This is a genomic window from Streptomyces sp. JJ38, from assembly GCF_019303475.1.
In the GTDB taxonomy this organism is placed as follows: Bacteria; Actinomycetota; Actinomycetes; order Streptomycetales; family Streptomycetaceae; genus Streptomyces.
In genome coordinates this window covers 1-16,096 of the sequence record NZ_JABLSI010000034.1, presented here as the reverse complement: position 1 = coordinate 16,096, position 16,096 = coordinate 1, and the positions used below count along the sequence as shown (strand labels likewise).

At 74.1% G+C, this 16,096-nt stretch carries 15 protein-coding genes; 8 read left to right on the top strand and 7 right to left on the bottom strand.

Annotated elements, in window-relative coordinates; genetic code table 11:
- Positions 1-53 precede the first annotated feature (53 nt).
- Complete coding sequence (locus HPT28_RS18460; protein WP_219092237.1) at positions 54-1,238, bottom strand: helix-turn-helix domain-containing protein; 1,185 nt, start codon at positions 1,236-1,238, stop codon at positions 54-56.
- Between the two features lie 99 nt (positions 1,239-1,337).
- On the opposite strand from HPT28_RS18460, the gene HPT28_RS18455 reads away from it, so the two are divergent.
- Entirely contained in the window at positions 1,338-1,871 is a 534-nt protein-coding gene (locus HPT28_RS18455) for a flavoprotein (protein ID WP_219092236.1), read from the top strand.
- A 259-nt stretch (positions 1,872-2,130) separates the two neighbouring features.
- Here HPT28_RS18455 and HPT28_RS18450 read toward each other — a convergent pair whose 3' ends face one another.
- Positions 2,131-2,802, bottom strand: a complete 672-nt coding sequence (locus HPT28_RS18450; RefSeq protein WP_219092235.1) for a DUF1579 family protein — start codon at positions 2,800-2,802, stop codon at positions 2,131-2,133.
- A gap of 620 nt (positions 2,803-3,422) precedes the next feature.
- Between HPT28_RS18450 and HPT28_RS18445 the strand changes: the two genes are divergently transcribed.
- Both HPT28_RS18445 and HPT28_RS27475 read left to right on the top strand, forming a co-directional pair.
- Entirely contained in the window at positions 3,423-4,421 is a 999-nt protein-coding gene (locus HPT28_RS18445) for an NADPH:quinone oxidoreductase family protein (protein ID WP_219092234.1), read from the top strand.
- Positions 4,422-4,431: 10 nt separating this feature from the next.
- Positions 4,432-5,091: a TetR/AcrR family transcriptional regulator gene (locus HPT28_RS27475; protein WP_219092233.1), complete on the top strand. Its 660-nt coding sequence runs from the start codon at positions 4,432-4,434 to the stop codon at positions 5,089-5,091.
- A gap of 47 nt (positions 5,092-5,138) precedes the next feature.
- Here HPT28_RS27475 and HPT28_RS18435 read toward each other — a convergent pair whose 3' ends face one another.
- The 3 genes from HPT28_RS18435 to HPT28_RS18425 form a co-directional block, all read right to left on the bottom strand.
- Positions 5,139-6,356 carry a choice-of-anchor A family protein gene (locus tag HPT28_RS18435; RefSeq protein WP_219092232.1) on the bottom strand — a complete coding sequence of 406 codons (1,218 nt, stop codon included), beginning with the start codon at positions 6,354-6,356 and terminating at the stop codon, positions 5,139-5,141.
- A 74-nt stretch (positions 6,357-6,430) separates the two neighbouring features.
- A complete protein-coding gene (locus HPT28_RS18430) occupies positions 6,431-8,482 on the bottom strand; it encodes an MDR family MFS transporter (RefSeq protein ID WP_219092231.1) in 2,052 nt (683 codons plus the stop codon).
- Between the two features lie 284 nt (positions 8,483-8,766).
- Positions 8,767-9,351, bottom strand: coding sequence for a TMEM165/GDT1 family protein (locus tag HPT28_RS18425; RefSeq protein ID WP_219092230.1), 585 nt, complete (start codon positions 9,349-9,351; stop codon positions 8,767-8,769).
- A gap of 347 nt (positions 9,352-9,698) precedes the next feature.
- Here HPT28_RS18425 and HPT28_RS18420 point away from each other — a divergent pair, with 347 nt between their 5' ends.
- The gene (locus tag HPT28_RS18420; RefSeq protein WP_219092229.1) at positions 9,699-10,439 is read left to right on the top strand and encodes a peptidase E; all 741 of its coding nucleotides are present in this window, start codon (positions 9,699-9,701) and stop codon (positions 10,437-10,439) included.
- A 209-nt stretch (positions 10,440-10,648) separates the two neighbouring features.
- Positions 10,649-11,326 carry an HNH endonuclease family protein gene (locus HPT28_RS18415; protein ID WP_219092228.1) on the top strand — a complete coding sequence of 226 codons (678 nt, stop codon included), beginning with the start codon at positions 10,649-10,651 and terminating at the stop codon, positions 11,324-11,326.
- 73 nt (positions 11,327-11,399) lie between these two features.
- Here the strand turns inward: HPT28_RS18415 and HPT28_RS18410 are convergent, their stop codons facing one another.
- A complete protein-coding gene (locus HPT28_RS18410; protein ID WP_219092227.1) occupies positions 11,400-12,008 on the bottom strand; it encodes a superoxide dismutase family protein in 609 nt (202 codons plus the stop codon).
- A gap of 182 nt (positions 12,009-12,190) precedes the next feature.
- Here HPT28_RS18410 and HPT28_RS18405 point away from each other — a divergent pair, with 182 nt between their 5' ends.
- Together HPT28_RS18405 and HPT28_RS18400 are read left to right on the top strand one after the other, a co-directional pair.
- Positions 12,191-12,814: a DedA family protein gene (locus HPT28_RS18405; RefSeq protein ID WP_219092226.1), complete on the top strand. Its 624-nt coding sequence runs from the start codon at positions 12,191-12,193 to the stop codon at positions 12,812-12,814.
- A 123-nt stretch (positions 12,815-12,937) separates the two neighbouring features.
- Entirely contained in the window at positions 12,938-13,471 is a 534-nt protein-coding gene (locus HPT28_RS18400) for a GNAT family N-acetyltransferase (protein ID WP_219092225.1), read from the top strand.
- A gap of 70 nt (positions 13,472-13,541) precedes the next feature.
- On the opposite strand, the gene HPT28_RS18395 is transcribed toward HPT28_RS18400, so the two are convergent.
- Positions 13,542-13,868 carry an antibiotic biosynthesis monooxygenase gene (locus tag HPT28_RS18395; protein WP_219092224.1) on the bottom strand — a complete coding sequence of 109 codons (327 nt, stop codon included), beginning with the start codon at positions 13,866-13,868 and terminating at the stop codon, positions 13,542-13,544.
- 158 nt (positions 13,869-14,026) lie between these two features.
- Between HPT28_RS18395 and HPT28_RS18390 the strand changes: the two genes are divergently transcribed.
- Positions 14,027-16,060: a bifunctional glycosyltransferase 87/phosphatase PAP2 family protein gene (locus tag HPT28_RS18390; RefSeq protein ID WP_308119353.1), complete on the top strand. Its 2,034-nt coding sequence runs from the start codon at positions 14,027-14,029 to the stop codon at positions 16,058-16,060.
- Positions 16,061-16,096: the final 36 nt, after the last annotated feature.

Genomic DNA, 16,096 nt, shown 5'->3' with positions numbered 1-16,096 from the left:
GAGACCCAGCGTGACGCCGCAACTACCCGCTAGATGTCACACATCTGTGACACCTACACGCCCACCCACGAGGCCATTCGAGTCAACGGATCGGGTGCTTGACGACACATGTGAAGCAATGCCCGCACTGTCTCGCGCACTCTCGGGTGGACTCGCGTCTGCTGCGGCGCCAGTTGGCGGGCGGCCGACAGCGACTTCAGCGCGGCCTCGGTCCTCCCCGTCTCCATCTCGGCCACCGACCGGTCCACGAGGTAGCCGGCGCGGCGGGAGGTGGCCCAGCCCGAAGGCATGCGCACTGCCCGCGCGGCCGTGTACGCCTCCTCGAACCGTCGCAGCGCCAGCCAGGCGTAGACGGCGTGGGTAGCCACGTTGGTCGGCCCGAACGACAACCAGTAAATACGCCCGACCTCGCCTGTCCGGGCGGCGATGGCTCCGGCCCGCGCGAGGTGCTGCTCTGCCTCAGCAGGCAGATCGGCTCGTGCTGCGATCACGGCCGCGCCCAAATGGAGCTGTCCTTGGACCGCGCGGGCAACCGTGCTGTCGTCAGCCTGCTCGATCATGCGCCGCCCCTCGGCGGCCATGGCCAGACCGATGCGGTGCTGGGATTCCGGGGAGCGGTAGGCCAGCGCGCGCTTGTACTGGCGCAGCGCACCCAGCACGGGGTCACTGGCCCGGTCAGCGGCCAAGCCCATCCGGTCCAGCGCAAGCGCGGCGAGGTCGTACCTGCCGAGCTTCGTGGCGATGTCGTGCGCGCTGCGGCACGCTGAGGCCAATGCTGCCCACGTGTGGGAAGTTGGTGTCTCGCGGCAGGCGACCGTCAGTTCGGCCAGGAGCCCGGGCAGGGCCGCCGCGGCCTGCTGGAGGTGGGCGGCACGCACGAGGCGGCACATGGCGTCCGCCTCCGTCGTGAGCTGGTCGGCGGGGCGCGGCGTCACGCCAGGATCCAGGGGCAGGTCGTGCAGGTCGAGGGCTTCCCTGACCGGCCGGAGCAGAGCGGTGATGCGGGCGGACTGGACGGGGCCCATGGGTGGTCCTGCCAGTGCGGAGACGTCAACGCGCAGCGCCCGCGCCACCGCAGTGAGGAGCTGTGGCGAGGCGGCGCGGTGCCCGGCCTCCACGTGCCGTAGCAGGCTGTAGGAGTAGGGGATGAGTTGGGCAAGGCCCTGCTGTGTCAGCCCGGCGCGTTTGCGGTGGGCGGCGATGCGGGCGCCGATGTGATCGTGGTCTGATACGGGCATGATGGTGCTCCGTTCCGTGCTTCCCCACTCGGAACGGTACCCGCGCCCCGCCGCCTCCCACCTGGGTCCGGGGGCGGTCGTGTGTGGTGGACTCCCGATATGAAGAAGCGAGTTCTGTACCTCCTGGGCTGCGCCGCCCCGCCCGTGCAGTACATGGACCGGCCCGTTCGGCAGGCCCAGGCCGAAGGGTGGGAGGTGTGCGTGGGGCTGACGCCCACGGCGGCGGAGTGGATGAGCGACCGCCTCGCAGCCCTGGAAGATCTGACGGGGCATCCCGTGCGGCACGCTCAGAGGCGTGTCGGTGAGACGTCTCGCTGGCCTGCGGCGACCGCATCGGTCATCGCCCCGGCCACGCTGAACACGGTGAACCTCATTGCTCTGGGGCTGACCCCGACGTGGCTGGCCGGGCACGGGGTGGAGGCGATCGGGAAGAGGTGGCCTCTGGTCGTGATGCCGTGCGTCAACAGCGCCTACGCGAGCCACCCGCAGTTCGGCCGGAGTCTGGAGACGCTGCGCGGCGCCGGGGTACGCGTCCTGTTCGGAGAGCCCGACGGCTTCGTCCCCAACTCGCCAGGGCAGGGAGACCCGGAGGGCTACCCGTGGCGCCTCGCCCTCTCAGCGTTGCCTGATTGAGGCCGCGGCCCCGCGACTGGGATCGGACGGGGCCGCGTCGGGGCGAGCCTCCCCGGCTGCCCGGGCGAGGCGAGTCCGTGTCACCCGCAGTTCCGTTGACGCCAGCCGCGTCTGCGGCGCGCGGCTGGGACGTCAGCCCTGCCGTCGGGCCCGGAGGGGCCGCACGGGATGCCGGGGTGCTCTGCCGTCCCCGACGGCCGCCGCCCGGGGGCCTGGCGGCGTGCCGGTGGCCCGAGGCGCCGCTGACAGTCTGCGAGGCTCAGGCGTCGGTCCGCCGGAGGTAGACCACCCGGTCGACGAGCCGCTCCTCCTGTCCGGGCGGGGTGAAGTAGAGGTCGATGACGTGGCGGTCGTTCGGCCTGATGGTGATCTCGGTGCGCATCGGGATCGTCTTGCCGGCGCACTCGGGGCCGAGTACGCCGGGATCGGTGAACTCCCCGGGGATGGAGATGACCGTGCGGGCGCCGTGGCCCCGTCGTGCCGTGCCTTCGGCGTCGACGGGGTCGCCGCGGTAGGTCATCGTGGTCGGGGTGACGCTGTCGAAGGTGGTCCACTCGTAGCGCCGGTCCACGTTGGAGAAGCCGAGGACGCCGTGCCGGTAGTAGTCCATCCCGGCCAGGGTTCCCCTGGTTTCCTCCGACAGGAAGCGTCCGCCGGTGCCCTCGATCCACCGCACGTCCACGGTGAAGTCCCGGGACGTGGCGGGTTCGTCCCCGTCACCGAGCAGCCAGTTGTACTTGACGGCCTGCCAGGTGCCGACGAGCGGTTCCAGCCGGGAGTGGTAGGGGCCGGGGGTGAAGTTGTCCTGTTGTGCCGTGGTGGCGGTGGCGACGGCCCGTGGCGGTGCGGACGGGCCGACGGCGCCGGTCAGTCCGATCACGGCGGCCAGCGCCAGTCCCAGTACGGGAAGCCTGCGGCGTAGGTGGATCACGGCGTCCTCCTGAGGTGCGCGACGGTGGTGTGCCCGGCCGGGAAGGACCGCGGTGCCCGGGCGCGGGTGTCGGGCGCGGTGGGCTCGGCGACCGGCAGGAGGTGCCGGTGGGCTAACCCGGCTTCGCCGGGCCGGAACGTGACGGGGGCGATGTGCACTGCGTCTCCCGTGTGCCTAGTTGAGCTGTCGCGGGGCGTCGGCATCGGGCGTTCCCCCGAAGTGGTGCTGCGCCGGGAGGCCCCATGGGCTGCGTGAACACGCACAGGGTATAGGAGGAGACCGGGGTCACCGGGCTCGCGGGATTCCGCTGGGCAATGTCAACAACCCGCCTATGGAGCGTTGTTGGGCCATTAGCGGTGAGCATCGTCGCGTCGCTTGGCCCTGCTCAACTGGGCCAGCGCGCGGCCCCGTTCGCGGGCGCGGGTGACGGTGACCGTCTCCGGGGCGACGACGCGCTCCTCGTCGGCCAGGAAGGCGAGGATCGCGGGCGGATCGGCGCGGTTGCCGGGTGGAGCGTGACGGTGGACAGGGGGGTGGCCGGGACCCGCGGGTATGGCCGTACCCTAGTCGCGAGCTTGTCGAGCATTGCTCAATAACACCGGAACACAGCGGAGGGGCGTATGCGGGCGGTACGGATCACGCGGCTGGACGGGCCGGAGGCCGTGGAACCGGGCGAGGCGGCGGTGCCGGACGACCCCGGTGCCGTCCTGGTGGACGTGCACGCGGCGGGGGTCGCGTTCCCGGACGTGCTGCTGTCCCGGGGGCTGTACCAGTACCGCCCGGAGCTGCCGTTCGTGCCGGGTGGCGAGGTGGCCGGGGTGGTGCGCCGGGCGCCGGAGGGCTCCGGGTTCGCGGCGGGCGACCGGGTCGTCGGGCTGACCGGCTTCGGCGGCGGCATGGCGGAGGTGGCCGCGGTGCCGCCGAACATGGCGTTCCGGCTGCCGGACGCGGTCTCCCTCACCGCCGGTGCGGGGCTGCTGTTCAACGACCTGACGGTGCACTTCGCGCTGCGCGAGCGCGCCGGGCTCCGGGACGGCGAGACGGTGCTCGTGCACGGTGCCGCGGGCGGGGTCGGGACGTCGACGCTGCGGCTGGCCGGGGCGCTGGGCGCGGGGCGGGTGATCGCCGTGGTGAGCACCGAGGAGAAGGCGGAGGTCGCGAAGGCGGCCGGGGCGACGGACGTCGTGCTCACCGAGGGCTGGCTCGCCCGGGTCAGGGAGCTGACCGACGGACGGGGCGTGGACGTCGTCGTCGACCCCGTGGGCGGTGACCGGTTCACCGACAGCCTGCGCTCGCTGGCTCCGGCCGGGCGGCTGCTGGTGGTGGGCTTCACCGGTGGCGAGATCCCGACGGTCAGGGTGAACCGGCTGCTGCTGAACAACGTGGACGTGCGCGGCGTGAGCTGGGGCGGCTGGTGGCTGGCGAACCCCGGCTACCTGGCCGAGCAGTGGGCGGAGCTGGAGCCGCTGCTGGCCTCCGGGGCCGTGTCCGCGCCGGAGCCGGTGCGCTATCCGCTGGAGCGGGCGGCCGAGGCGATCGCCTCGCTGGAGGCGCGGACGGCGCTGGGGAAGGTCGTGCTGGAGGTGGCGTCTCAGGGGAGTTCCGGAGGCGCTTCCTAGAATGGCGGGCATGCCCGCTTCCCCCTCCCGGCCCGTCCCTGCCCGCGCGCGCCTGAGCGCCGACGACCGGCGTCGCCAACTCGTCGGTATCGGGCTGCGGATGCTGACGGAGCGGCCGATCCACGAGCTGTCGATCGACGAGATCGCGGCGGAGGCGGGGATCTCGCGCGGGCTGTTGTTCCACTACTTCGCCACGAAGCGGGACTTCTACGTCGCCGTGGTCCGGGCCGCCGCCCGCCGCATCCTGCGGGCGGCGCGTCCGGATCCGGGGGCCCCGCTCGCCGAGCAGCTCACGCAGTCGCTCGACGGCTACCTCGGGTTCCTCGAACGCCGCCGGGAGCCGTACGTCGCCCTGCTGCGCGGTTCGGCCGGGGGAGCGGACTACGTCGTCGAGATCTACGAGGAGATCCGGGGCGCGTTCGTGGAGCGGGCGGCCGCGGCCCTCGGGCCGGTCAGCCGGACGCCGCGGACGGAGCTGGTGCTGCGCGGCTGGTTCAGCTTCGTCGAGGACACCGCCCTGGCCTGGGCGAAGGAGCGTCCGATGCCCCGGGAGGACGTGGTGCTGCTGCTGGCCCAGGCGCTGCCCGCCCTCGTGACGACGGCGGAGCCGGGGCTCAGGGCGGAGCTGCCGGCGGAACTCGTCACGCACCTGGGCCTCGACCGGCGCTGACCGGCGCTGACCGGCGCTCAAGCGTGCGGGGCGGCGCGGTAGCGGAGTCAGCCGTGCCCGGTGTCGGCGCTGACGTCGAGGCGCCCGCCCTCGCAGGCCCGGGCGGGGCCGTTCCCGTGCCCGCGGTCGCGGTCGCGGCGGCCGGCGGTGGTCCAGAGCCCGGCGGCACCGGCGGCCAGTGCGCCGACGAGGGCCGCGAGCAGGGCGCGGCCGTGGATGGTGCCGTCGGAGCCGGAACCCGCCAGGTCCTCGTCGGCGGACCCGGTGGACCCGGCTGAGGCGGAGGGGCTCGCGGGCGGGGCGAGCGGGGTGTCGAGGCAGCCGGTGAAGGGCGCCCGGCGGGTGTCGGAGCCGGGGCCGTCGAGCGACGCCGCGATCACGGTGCCGCTGACCTGGCCGCCCGAGCCCAGCTCGACGTCGGCGTGCGGGGCGAGCAGGGTGCCGGGCCAGTCGGCCTTGGCGGGCTGGACGACCTTCGTGGCGTCGGGGAAGTTCCACAGCAGCTTGTCGGGTGCGAGGCCCCCGGCGCCCGCACGGTCGCCGCCGTCCCCTTCGGTGGAGCCCTCCGGCGTCGGCCGGGACTCGATGCGCGGGGCCCCGTCCGCGTAGACGGGGCCGGAGACGTTCACGACCGTCGTCGCGCCGCGGGGCACGGCGAGCTCGACCCGGCGTGCGGAGGCCAGCTGCTCCGCGCTGACCGGGAAGACGTTCAGCGCCTGGTCGGCGCCCATCAGCCGGACGACGGCGCCGCCGTTGGCCGTCGTGACGGTGACGCTGCCGCGGGCCGGGAGCGCGTCCAGCCGCTCCGACAGGTCGCGCAGGTCCCGGAACTCGGCCGCGAAGTCGACGGCGGAGCCGCCCTGGACGACCTCCAGGCCGGACTTGAGGACGGGGGGACGGCCGTCGAGCTCGCCGTAGACCGCGGTGCCGCGCTCCAGGACGGTGAAGGTGGCGCTGCCCGCCGAGCCGTTGTGCAGGGTGCCGCCGACGACGAGCGTGGTGTCGACGGGCATGTCGCCGGAGGCGGGGTGGGCGGCGAGGCGGAAGCCGCGGGTGAAGTCGGCGTCGCCGCCGACGGCGACGGCTCCCTCGGTGCTGCCGAAGCGTGCGGCGTCACCCTCCACGAACTCCGTGAACGCCCCGGCGGCGCCGAGCTGCGGGCCGCAGGCCGGGGCGGCGACCGCGGGCGCGGGCGTCGCGAGGAGGAGGCCACCGACCGCCAGTAAGGCGGGGACGAGGGCAGCGCGTGGGGGGAGGGGCCGCATGCGAGGCATGATCGCCAGCGCGGGAGGAGCCGGTCAAGTGGATTGGGTGCGTGGGCGAGACCGTGATGAAGCCGTCACGAACCCTTGTCCCAGCGTCGGCCGTGGGGCGGGCGGTCGGCGTCCCGGTGCGGTGTCTCCGTCTCGGAGCCGCCCAGCTCCAGGGAGAGCTCGTGGACGAGGGAGGTGAGGTCGCGAGGCCGCTCGGGGGTCCACCAGTCGCCGAGGAGCGCGGCGAGCGCGTCCTCGCGGGCGGCGGCGAGCCGGGCCGCGGCGTCCTGCCCGCGGGCGGTGAGGCTGAGGCCGAGCCCCTCGCGGTCGGCGAGGTGCCGCTCCTCGGTCTGCCGGGCTCCGGCGAGGAGGACGCCCCGGTCGATGTGGAGCCGGTCGGCGAGCACGGCGGGCTCGACGGTGCCGTCGCGGTACATGCGCAGCAGGAGCCAGCCCGCGGCCGGACGCAGGTCCAGCCCGGCGTCGGCGACGAGCCGGGTGTAGAGGTCCTTCTGGCCCTCGCGGGTGCTGAGCACGGAGAGCGCGCGGCACAGCTCCTCCCGAGAGGAGCGTTCGACGGGGTTGAGGCCGAGGGTCTCGCTGGTGTCGGGGGCCTGGACGCTGGCCCGCAGCGGGGTCTCGCGGAGCAGGCAGGCGAGCACGAAGGCGACGGCCATGACGGGTGCGGCCCAGAGGAAGACGTCGGTGATCGAGTCCGCGTACGCCTCCCGGGCCGCGGCCTGGCCGGCCGGGTCGAGCCGCCCCAGGCCGCGCGGGTCCTCGGCCAGCCCGTCGGGGGTGACGCCGGGGGGCAGGGGCCGGTCGGCCAGGGCGTCGGTGAGCCGGGGTTCCAGCAGCGCGGCGAAGATCGCGCCGAAGACGGAGACGCCGACGGCCGCGCCGATGGAGCGGAAGAAGGTGGCTCCGGAGGTGGCGACGCCCAGGTCCTCGTAGCGCACGGCGTTCTGCGCGGCCAGGACGACGACCTGGAGCACGAGCCCGAGCCCCAGCCCGAAGGCGAGGAAGTACAGGTTCATCCGCCAGCCGCCGCTGTCCGCGTCGAGGGTGTGCAGGAGCAGCAGGCCGACGACGGTCAGCGCGGTGCCCGCGACGGGGTAGACCTTCCAGCGCCCGGTGCGGGTGATGAGCTGCCCGGAGAGGGTGGAGGTGACGAGCATGCCGAGCACCATGGGCAGCATGTGCACCCCGGAGAGGGTGGGGCTGATGCCGTGCACGACCTGGAGGAACGTCGGGAGGTAGGTGAGGGAGCCGAACATGGCGAACCCGAGGACGAAGCCGATCACCGAGCACAGGGTGAAGGTGCGGATGCGGAACAGCTTCAGCGGCAGTACGGGCTCGGCCGCGCGGCGCTCGACCCGGACGAACCAGACGAGCAGGACGGCGCCGAGGGCGGCGAGCCCGACGATCTCGGGGGAGTCCCAGGCCCAGGTCGTGCCGCCGAGCGAGGTGACCAGCACGACGGCGGCGGCGACACCGGCGATGAGCGCGGTACCCAGGTAGTCGATGCGGTGCCGCTCGCGCCGCGCGGGCAGGTGCAGGACGGCCGCGATGACGAGCAGTGCGAGGGCGCCGAGGGGCAGGTTGACGTAGAAGACCCAGCGCCAGCTCAGGTGGTCGACGAACAGGCCGCCGAGCAGCGGGCCGAGCACGCTGGTGACGCCGAAGACGGCGCCGAAGACGCCCTGGTAGCGGCCGCGTTCCCGGGGCGGCACGAGGTCGCCGACGATCGCCATGGACAGCGCCATGAGCCCGCCGCCACCGAGCCCCTGCAGGGCGCGGAAGCCGATCAGCTGCCCCATGCTCTGGGCGGCGCCGCACAGCGCGGAGCCGACGAGGAAGAGGACGATGGCGCCCTGGAAGAGACGTTTGCGCCCGTACTGGTCGCCCAGCTTCCCCCACAGCGGGGTACCCGCGGTGGCGGCGAGCAGGTAGGCCGTGACGACCCAGGACAGATGGTTCATGCCACCGAGCTCGCTGACGATCGTGGGCAGCGCGGTGGCCACGATCGTCTGGTCGAGTGCGGCGAGGAGCATACCCATGAGGAGGGCGCTGAGGGCCAGGTAGAGGGTGCGCTTGTCCTGGCCGGTGATGGGCCCGGCGGTCGGCGCTTGCGTCATGGATCCATGGTCGGGGACCTTCCGCCCGCCGTCCTGTCGAGCCGACGGCGGGGTTCGGAGCGTGCTCCGCGGGCTTCCGGTGGGCGGCGGGCTGGTGCTGGCCGTGTTTGTTTTGTACGATGACAAAACAAAGTGGCTCCGCCCGTTCCCACAACCGACGTGGGATCCCTGACCAGCGGGCGGGGCCGCTCTGTGTTTCCGGAGACCTTCCGTGCCAGCGCCCCGGCGCCCCCCGGCACTCTCGGCTGCTCGGCCGAGGAGGCGCCCCGCCCACGCCCCCGGCCTCAGGCGAGGGCCTCGTACAGGCTCCACACGCCGAGCGCGGTCATGACGCCAGCCGCGATGCGCGTGACCAGGCGCAGCGGCACGCGGCGCATCAGCGCCCGGCCGCCGAGGATTCCGATCGCGGCCACCGACCACAGGGCGAGCACCGCGCCGATCCCGACGGAGAGGGGATCCTCGTAGCGGGCGGCCAGGTTCGCGGTCATGATCTGGGTGAGGTCGCCGAACTCCGCGATCATGATCAGGCTGAACCCGCTGCCCGCCACCTTCCAGAACGAGGGATCGGCGGGGCGCTCCACCGCCTCCTCCTGCGCGTCCGCGCCCTTGTGCCACAGCAGCATCGCCGCACCGCCCAGGAAGAGCAGTCCGGTGACGGCCGCGAGCAGCCGCTCGGGCAGCAGGGTCAGCACGCTGCCCGCGGCCACCGCGAGCGCGACGTGGACGGCGAACGCCGCCGCGACCCCGGCGAAGACGTAGGACGCGCGGAAGCGGGTGCCGAGGACGAGGCCGGCGAGGGCGGTCTTGTCGGGCAGCTCGGCGAGGAAGACGACGCCGAACACGACGGCGGCGACGGTGACACTGAACACGGATGGATACCTCGTGGGCTCGGGCCGCGCCGAGGCCTGCGGTGAGACATGCTTCGGCGCGGCAGCGTACGGGACACTGCGGCCGAAGGTCTCGCCGGCGCACCGCGCAGGTCGCGGTGGCGCTCCGGGCGCCGGGGCGGTGTGAGCCGCCCAGTATGTCGACGGTCCGGCGGAGGGCTACTCCCCTTCAGGTCCCCCCAGCGTAGGCCATGCGCACCCGGGTCCCCGAACGGCCCGGGGTGGGCGGGGCTTGTGCGCTTGCGGGTGCCGCCCCGGCCTGGCAGCCTCCCCTTGGAGGGGGCCGGTGCTCCGTCCGCGAGTGACCGTGCAGGGTGTGGGGGCTTCACATGGCTGTCGTTCCGGGGCGACGTCTGGCTCTGCTCGGCGGCGGCTTCTCCACCGACGACGACGGCCTCCTGGACGACTGGGTGCTTGCCGGCGTGCCCGCGGCCCGGCCCCGGGTGTGCTTCGTCCCGACGGCCAGTGGCGACGCTCCCGCCTACGTCGAGAAGTTCCTGGCCGCCTTCCGGCCACGCGACTGCGAGCCCAGCGTGCTGCCCCTGTTCCGGCGGGAACTCGACGACGCCGCCCTGCGGGCGTTCCTGCTGGCCCAGGACGTCGTCTACGTGGGCGGGGGCAACACCGCGAACCTGCTGGCCGTCTGGCGCGCGCACGGCGTGGACCGGATCCTGCGCGAGGCCTGCGCGCGCGGAACGGTGCTGTGCGGTATCAGTGCCGGAGCCAACTGCTGGGCCGAGGGCTCGCACACGGACTCCTTCGGTCCGCTGACGCGTCTGTCCGACGGGCTGGGGCTGCTGCCCGGCTCGGTGTGTCCCCACTACGACAGTGAGCCGGGCCGACGCTCGTCGTATCGCTCGGCCGTGGAGGCGGGCGCGCTCCCGGCGGGGTGGGCGCTGGAGGACGGGGTCGGTGCCCTCTTCACCGACGGCCTGTTGACGGATGTGGTGACGCGCAGGCCGTGTGCGCGGCTGTACCGGTTGGAGCCGGGCGAGCGCGGCGGGGTCGAGGAGCGGGCGGTGCCGTGTCGCGTGCTGCACGCCGATCGACCCCCCGGCTCTCCGGTGTGAGGTCCGCGGGCCACGCGTACTTCCGCGCGGCCGGCGGGCTGTGGGGGTCGCGGTTGGAGCCGGGGTGTGCACGGGTCTTGAACTGACGTGTTCATGTCGTCAATCTGTTACCTGCGGCCCGCCGGGGCGCCACCCGGCGGCAGCAGCATGCCGGAGGCGCCACCGGCACGACCCCCACCAGCCGCATCCCCTCACCCCAGGGAGTCCGTATGCCCCGCATACGCCTGTCCGCCTTCACGGCGCGCTTCTACGCGCGTCGCGCCCGACTGGTCCTCGCCGCTTCCGTGGCCCTGGCCGGCCTCTCCGCCGGGCTGCTGGCCACCGCCCCGACCGCACAGGCCGCGCCCCCCACTCCGCCGAGCACCGCGACGGCGCTCTCCATGCTGGACGTGCTCACCGTCGACAGCGAGGCCTCGCTGAGCGGGTACGACCGCGACCTCTTCCCGCACTGGATCTCCCAGGGCGACAGCTGCAACACCCGTGAGGTCGTCCTGCAGCGCGACGGCCACAACGTCACGACGGACGCCGAGTGCCGGGCGACCGGTGGCCGTTGGTACTCCCAGTACGACGGCGTCACGCTGTACGACTCCTCGGACGTCGACATCGACCACGTCGTCCCGCTGGCCGAGGCATGGCGCTCGGGGGCCCACTCCTGGTCCTCCTCGAAGCGGCGTTCCTTCGCCAACAACCTCGGCGCCGCCCAGCTCATCGCCGTCTCCGCGAGCTCCAACCGGTCCAAGGGCGACCGGGACCCCTCTGAGTGGCTGCCGCGTTCGAGCTACCGGTGCCTCTACGCCCGCTCCTGGGTCTGGGTCAAGTACAACTACTCCATGAAGATCGACCCGGCCGAGAAGTCCGCTCTGCGCTCGATCCTCAACGGCTGCTGACGCCCGCGCGTGACGGCGGGGGCCCGGGCGCCACGCGGCCCCGGACCCCCGCCGTCCCCTCGCCGCTGTCCCGTCAGGCCATGGGCGCCCGGGGGACGAAGGGCACCGAGAAGCAGGCGACGGTCTCCCCGGCGAAGCCGGCCTCACCGCGCTCCGAGCGCGTCTGGTGCCGGTGCAGCGTCACCGAGCGGGCCTCGCCCGGACGGAACGTCCACGTCTTGCGGGACTGGCTGCTCCCGGTGCCGTCCGCACCCGTGGTGACGTCGAGCCAGACCTCGTTCCACGGGTTGGCGTAGGCCGGGTCGCCCGAGGGCTGAACCGGGTCCACGACGTGCTGGTAGTGCGGGCCGGCGTCGGCCGGCTCGGGACCGCAGGGCCGGGTGTGGACGTGCGCCCCGAAGGTGTGGTCCGGCTCCAGCCCGTGGACCGCCAGAGCCACCGTCATCCCCTCGTCGTCCAGCTGCTGACGCACCCGCACCCCGGCCCCCTCGGGCACGAGATCCGGCGCGTACGTCACGGCGGTAGCCGCCGGGTGCCGCTCCGCCGCGACGAAGCTGGCGGCCCGGGTGACCTGGACCACGCCCTGCGTGGGGGGCGCCGCCTTCGTCGCCGGGCTCGCCCCCGTGGTGGACAGCACCGCGAGCGCGGCGGCCATCGCCGCCGTAGCCGGGCCAGTGACCATGTCGTTCTCCCTCGTCTCTCGAGTCCTCCTCGAGCGGTGTCGCGGACACTGTGCCCCGTCCCCGGCGCAGATCCGCGACGAGTGCGGCGCCACGCGAACCCCTGCGATCCGTGTGGGGGAACCGCGCGTACGCTGTACGGCGGAAGGCAGCTCCCGTCCGAGGAGCCGGACCGGGAGCGAAGGTGCTGGAATCTTTGGGGACGTTGGTCTACGAGCCGTGGATCTACGTCCTCGTCGTGCTCTCCGTCCTGCTGGACGTGTTCCTGCCGGTGCTGCCCAGCGGTGTCCTGCTGGTCACCGCCGCCACCGCGGCGGCCGCCGGGTTCACCGAATCCGGCGCCGCTCCCGGGGCCCGGCTGCCCGAAACGTTCTTCCTGATCCTGTGTGCGGCCACCGCCTCCGTCCTCGGTGACGTCGCCGCCTTCTTCCTGGCCCGGCGCGGCGGCGACCGCTTCGCCGCCCTCGTGGCCCGCTCACGAAGACTCTCGACGGCGCAGAGTCGGCTGGGCCGCGCACTGCGCCGGGGCGGGGGCCCGCTCATGGTGCTCGCCCGCTTCGCCCCAGCCGGCCGGACGGTGATGAGCATCGCGGCCGGCGCGACCCGCCGCCGCGTCCACGGCTTCGTCATCTGGTCCGCCGTGGCCGGCCTCGCCTGGGCCGGATACAGCGTGTGCCTGGGCTACTTCGGCGGTCGGGTACTCGGCGTGAGCTGGGGTGGCGCCGCCGTCTCCGTCGCGGCGCTGTGCGCGGCCGGTGCGATCGCCGCCCGTCTGCTGCGCGGCCACACCGACGGCGCTCCCGGCTGATCCTCCGACCTCCGACCCGTCCGACCTCCGACCCGTCCGACGTCCGACCTGTCCGACGTCCGACCCGTCCGAACCGGCGGCAGACCGCCTCGACGTGGCCGTCTGCATGGGACGATGCCTGCCATGCCCGACAAACCTCAGCAGACCTGGCACACCCGCACCGAGGTGCCGGGCGACACCCTGGACGCCGCCACTGTCCGCCGCATCCTGCGGGCCGCGTTCGACACCCCGCACGAGGCCGAACTCGTCGACGCCCTGCGGAACGGCCCCGCGTGGCTGCCCCACCTGTCCTGGCTCGCACAGACGCCGGACGGCGAGCCCGTGGCCTACGTCCTGCTGAGCCGCTGTCACATCGGCGCCGCCGAGGCACTGGCCCTCGCCCCCTGCGCCACGCTGCCCGAGTGGCAGGGCGGCGGAGCGGGCACGACCCTCATCCACGCCGCCCTGGACGCCGCCCGCGAGGCCGGGGAGAGCACCGTCGTCGTGCTCGGCCACCCCGACTACTACCCGCGCTTCGGCTTCCGGCCCTGCGCCGAGTTCGGCATCACGCCGCCGCCGGGCCACGACTGGCCCGGCGAGGCGTTCCTCGCCCTCCCCCTCACCGCGGCCCCGCCCCCCGCCGGCCCCGTCACCTACCCGCCTGCCTTCGGCCTGTGACGACGACGGGAGACCGCGCGCGGGGCGCGGTCTCCCGGCTGCGGGGGTTGCCCGGTGGGCCGAGCGGGCGTCAGCCCTGCTTGGGCGCCGCCTGCTGGACGACCTCGAACGACCACAGCGTCGAACCGGACGCCGCCGGCTTCTGCTGCGGGGCGTCCTCGCCGCCGCGTTGGTGGGCGGCCTTCATCGGGCCCTCCATCCAGGCCTGGAACGAGGCCTCGTCGCGCCAGCGGGTGTAGACGAGGTACTGGTCGGTGCCCTCGACGGGGCGCAGCAACTCGAACCACTCGAAGCCGTCCGAGTTCTCCACCGCACCGGCCCGCGCGCCGAAGCGCCGCTCCAGTACCTCACGCTGTTCGGCCGGAACCGTCAGAACGTTGATCTTCACGATGCTCATGGCCCCATCCTGCCCCACCGGTGGCCCTCCGGACCGGGCGCGTCGTGGCTCAGGTGGTTCCCGCGTGAGCCGCGTCTGGTCTCGGAGGAAACGCGGGGGAAACGATCGGGGCGGCGTCGGCGAGAATAGCGCCGACAGGACGTACGAACGGGGCGGGTGTGACGGCGGATAGCGGGGAGCGGGTCGAGAGGCGGCCGCTCGAGGGCGTGGCGCCCGTGGCCGCGGTGGTGCTGTGGCTGCTGGCGGCGGGGTTGCTGACGCGGCAGGCCGTCGCGGTGCTGCGGCTGCCGCCCGAGCGGCGGTTGACGGATCTGGTGGCGTGGCTGGGCGAGCGCGGTGCCCTCAGCGGGGACGGCACGCTGTACGCCGACGGGCGGTTCACCGGCACGCCGCTCGCCGGGCTGCTGCTCAGACCGCTGGCCGGGGCCGGGGACGATCCCGGGCTCGGCGTCGTCTGGACGGGGCTGGGCCTGCTGCTCGTCGCCGGGCTCGGCATGCTCGTCGTGCGGGCCCTGCCCGGTCCGCGTTCCCGGCGCTGGGCGCTGCTTCCGCTGCCCGCCGTCGTCGCCCTGCTCATGGTGTCACTGCCGGTGCGGGACGCCTTCTCGGCGGGCGGCACCGGGCTCGTGCCGGTCCTGCTGGCGCTGGCCGGGTTCCTCGCCGCCGGCCGGTACGCGCGCTTCGCCGGGGTGCTGCTCGGCCTCGCAGCCGCGCTGGAGCCGCCGCTCCTGCTGTTCGCCGTCGTGCTGTGGTGGGCCTCGGCCCGGGGCGCCGGCCCCGGGCGCCGGACGGCGGCGCTGTGGGCGGGCGGCGCTTTCGCCGTCGGCACCGTGCTGGCCTGGGCGGTGCTGCCCTCGGACGCGTGGACGTACTGGGTGCACCACGTTGCCGGGGTGGGACTGGGGGCTGCCCCGGGCGACGTGGCCAACCAGTCGCTGCACGGGCTGCTGCTGCGGCTCGGGTTCACCGGGCCCCTGGAGCCGGCGCTGTGGGCGGTGCTGGCCGGTGTGGTCGCGGCCCTGGGCCTGCGTCGCGCCGGGCACTACGCGCGGGACGGCCAGTGGCTGCTGGCGGCCGCCGTCACCGGGTGCACCGCCGTGGCCGTCTCCCCGGTCGCCTGGCCGCACCTGCACCTGTGGGTGTTGCTCGCGGCCGTGGGCCGGGTGGGGAGGCGCAAGGGGGACCGCTACGTGTGGCCGGTGTTCGTCGTCCTGGTGCTGACGATGGACGGCGCCGCGCTCGTGCCGCACATCGCCTGGCTCGCGCCGTTCGGCGAGAACGCCACGCTGCTGGCGGCCCTGCTGGCCGCCTGCGTGCTGCCGTTCGTCTCCCGACGCTCCGAGGTGTGGGCGCGTCCGGAGCCCTCGGGCGTGTTCAGCCGCCCCAACCTCATGCTGGAGCTGCTGCTGATCCGCGTCGGCTACTTCGCCTACTCCTACGTGCGTTCGCTCGCGGCCGGGGGCCGGGAGGCGGCCGAGGCCCACGGCGCGCAGATCCTCGCGCTGGAACGCCCGCTGTGGCTGGACGTGGAGCACGGGCTGAACCAGTTCGTCGCGGCCTCCGACGGGCTGACGAAGGCGATGAACTTCTACTACGGCGCCTTCCACTTCCTGGTGCCGATCGCCCTCCTGGCCGTTCTCTACCTGCGCCGCCCGGCCACCTACCGCTGGGCGCGGACGGCGCTGTCGTTCGCCACCCTGCTCGGGCTCGTGGGCTTCTGGCTCTACCCGCTCGCGCCGCCCCGGCTGATGCCGGGCCTGGGCTACGTGGACACCGCGCACGGACCGCAGGACTTCGACGATCCCGACTTCGGCGTGCTGACCGGCATCTCCAACCAGTACGCGGCCATGCCCTCGCTGCACGTCGGCTGGTCGCTGTGGGCCGCCGTCGTGGTCGTCCGGGTCACCCCGGCGCTGTGGCCGCGGCTGCTGGCCGTCCTGTACCCGGTGTTGACGACGGTGGTGGTGATGGGCACGGCCAACCACTACCTGCTGGACGCGGTCGGGGGTGCCGCGGTGGTGGCCGGGGGCTTCGGCGTCGCGGCGCTGTGGCGGCACCACACGGCGGGCGTCCCGGAGTCCGGGGGCCCGGCGGAGGCCCACGCGTCCGGTACCGCGGCGGCACCGCCCGCGGCCCGGGCACCGGCCGAGCGCGCGGAGCCGCTCACCGACCCGGGGGCCGCCGTCCGTTGACGGGCCCGACGGCACCGGGCGACCCGGGGGCGCCGG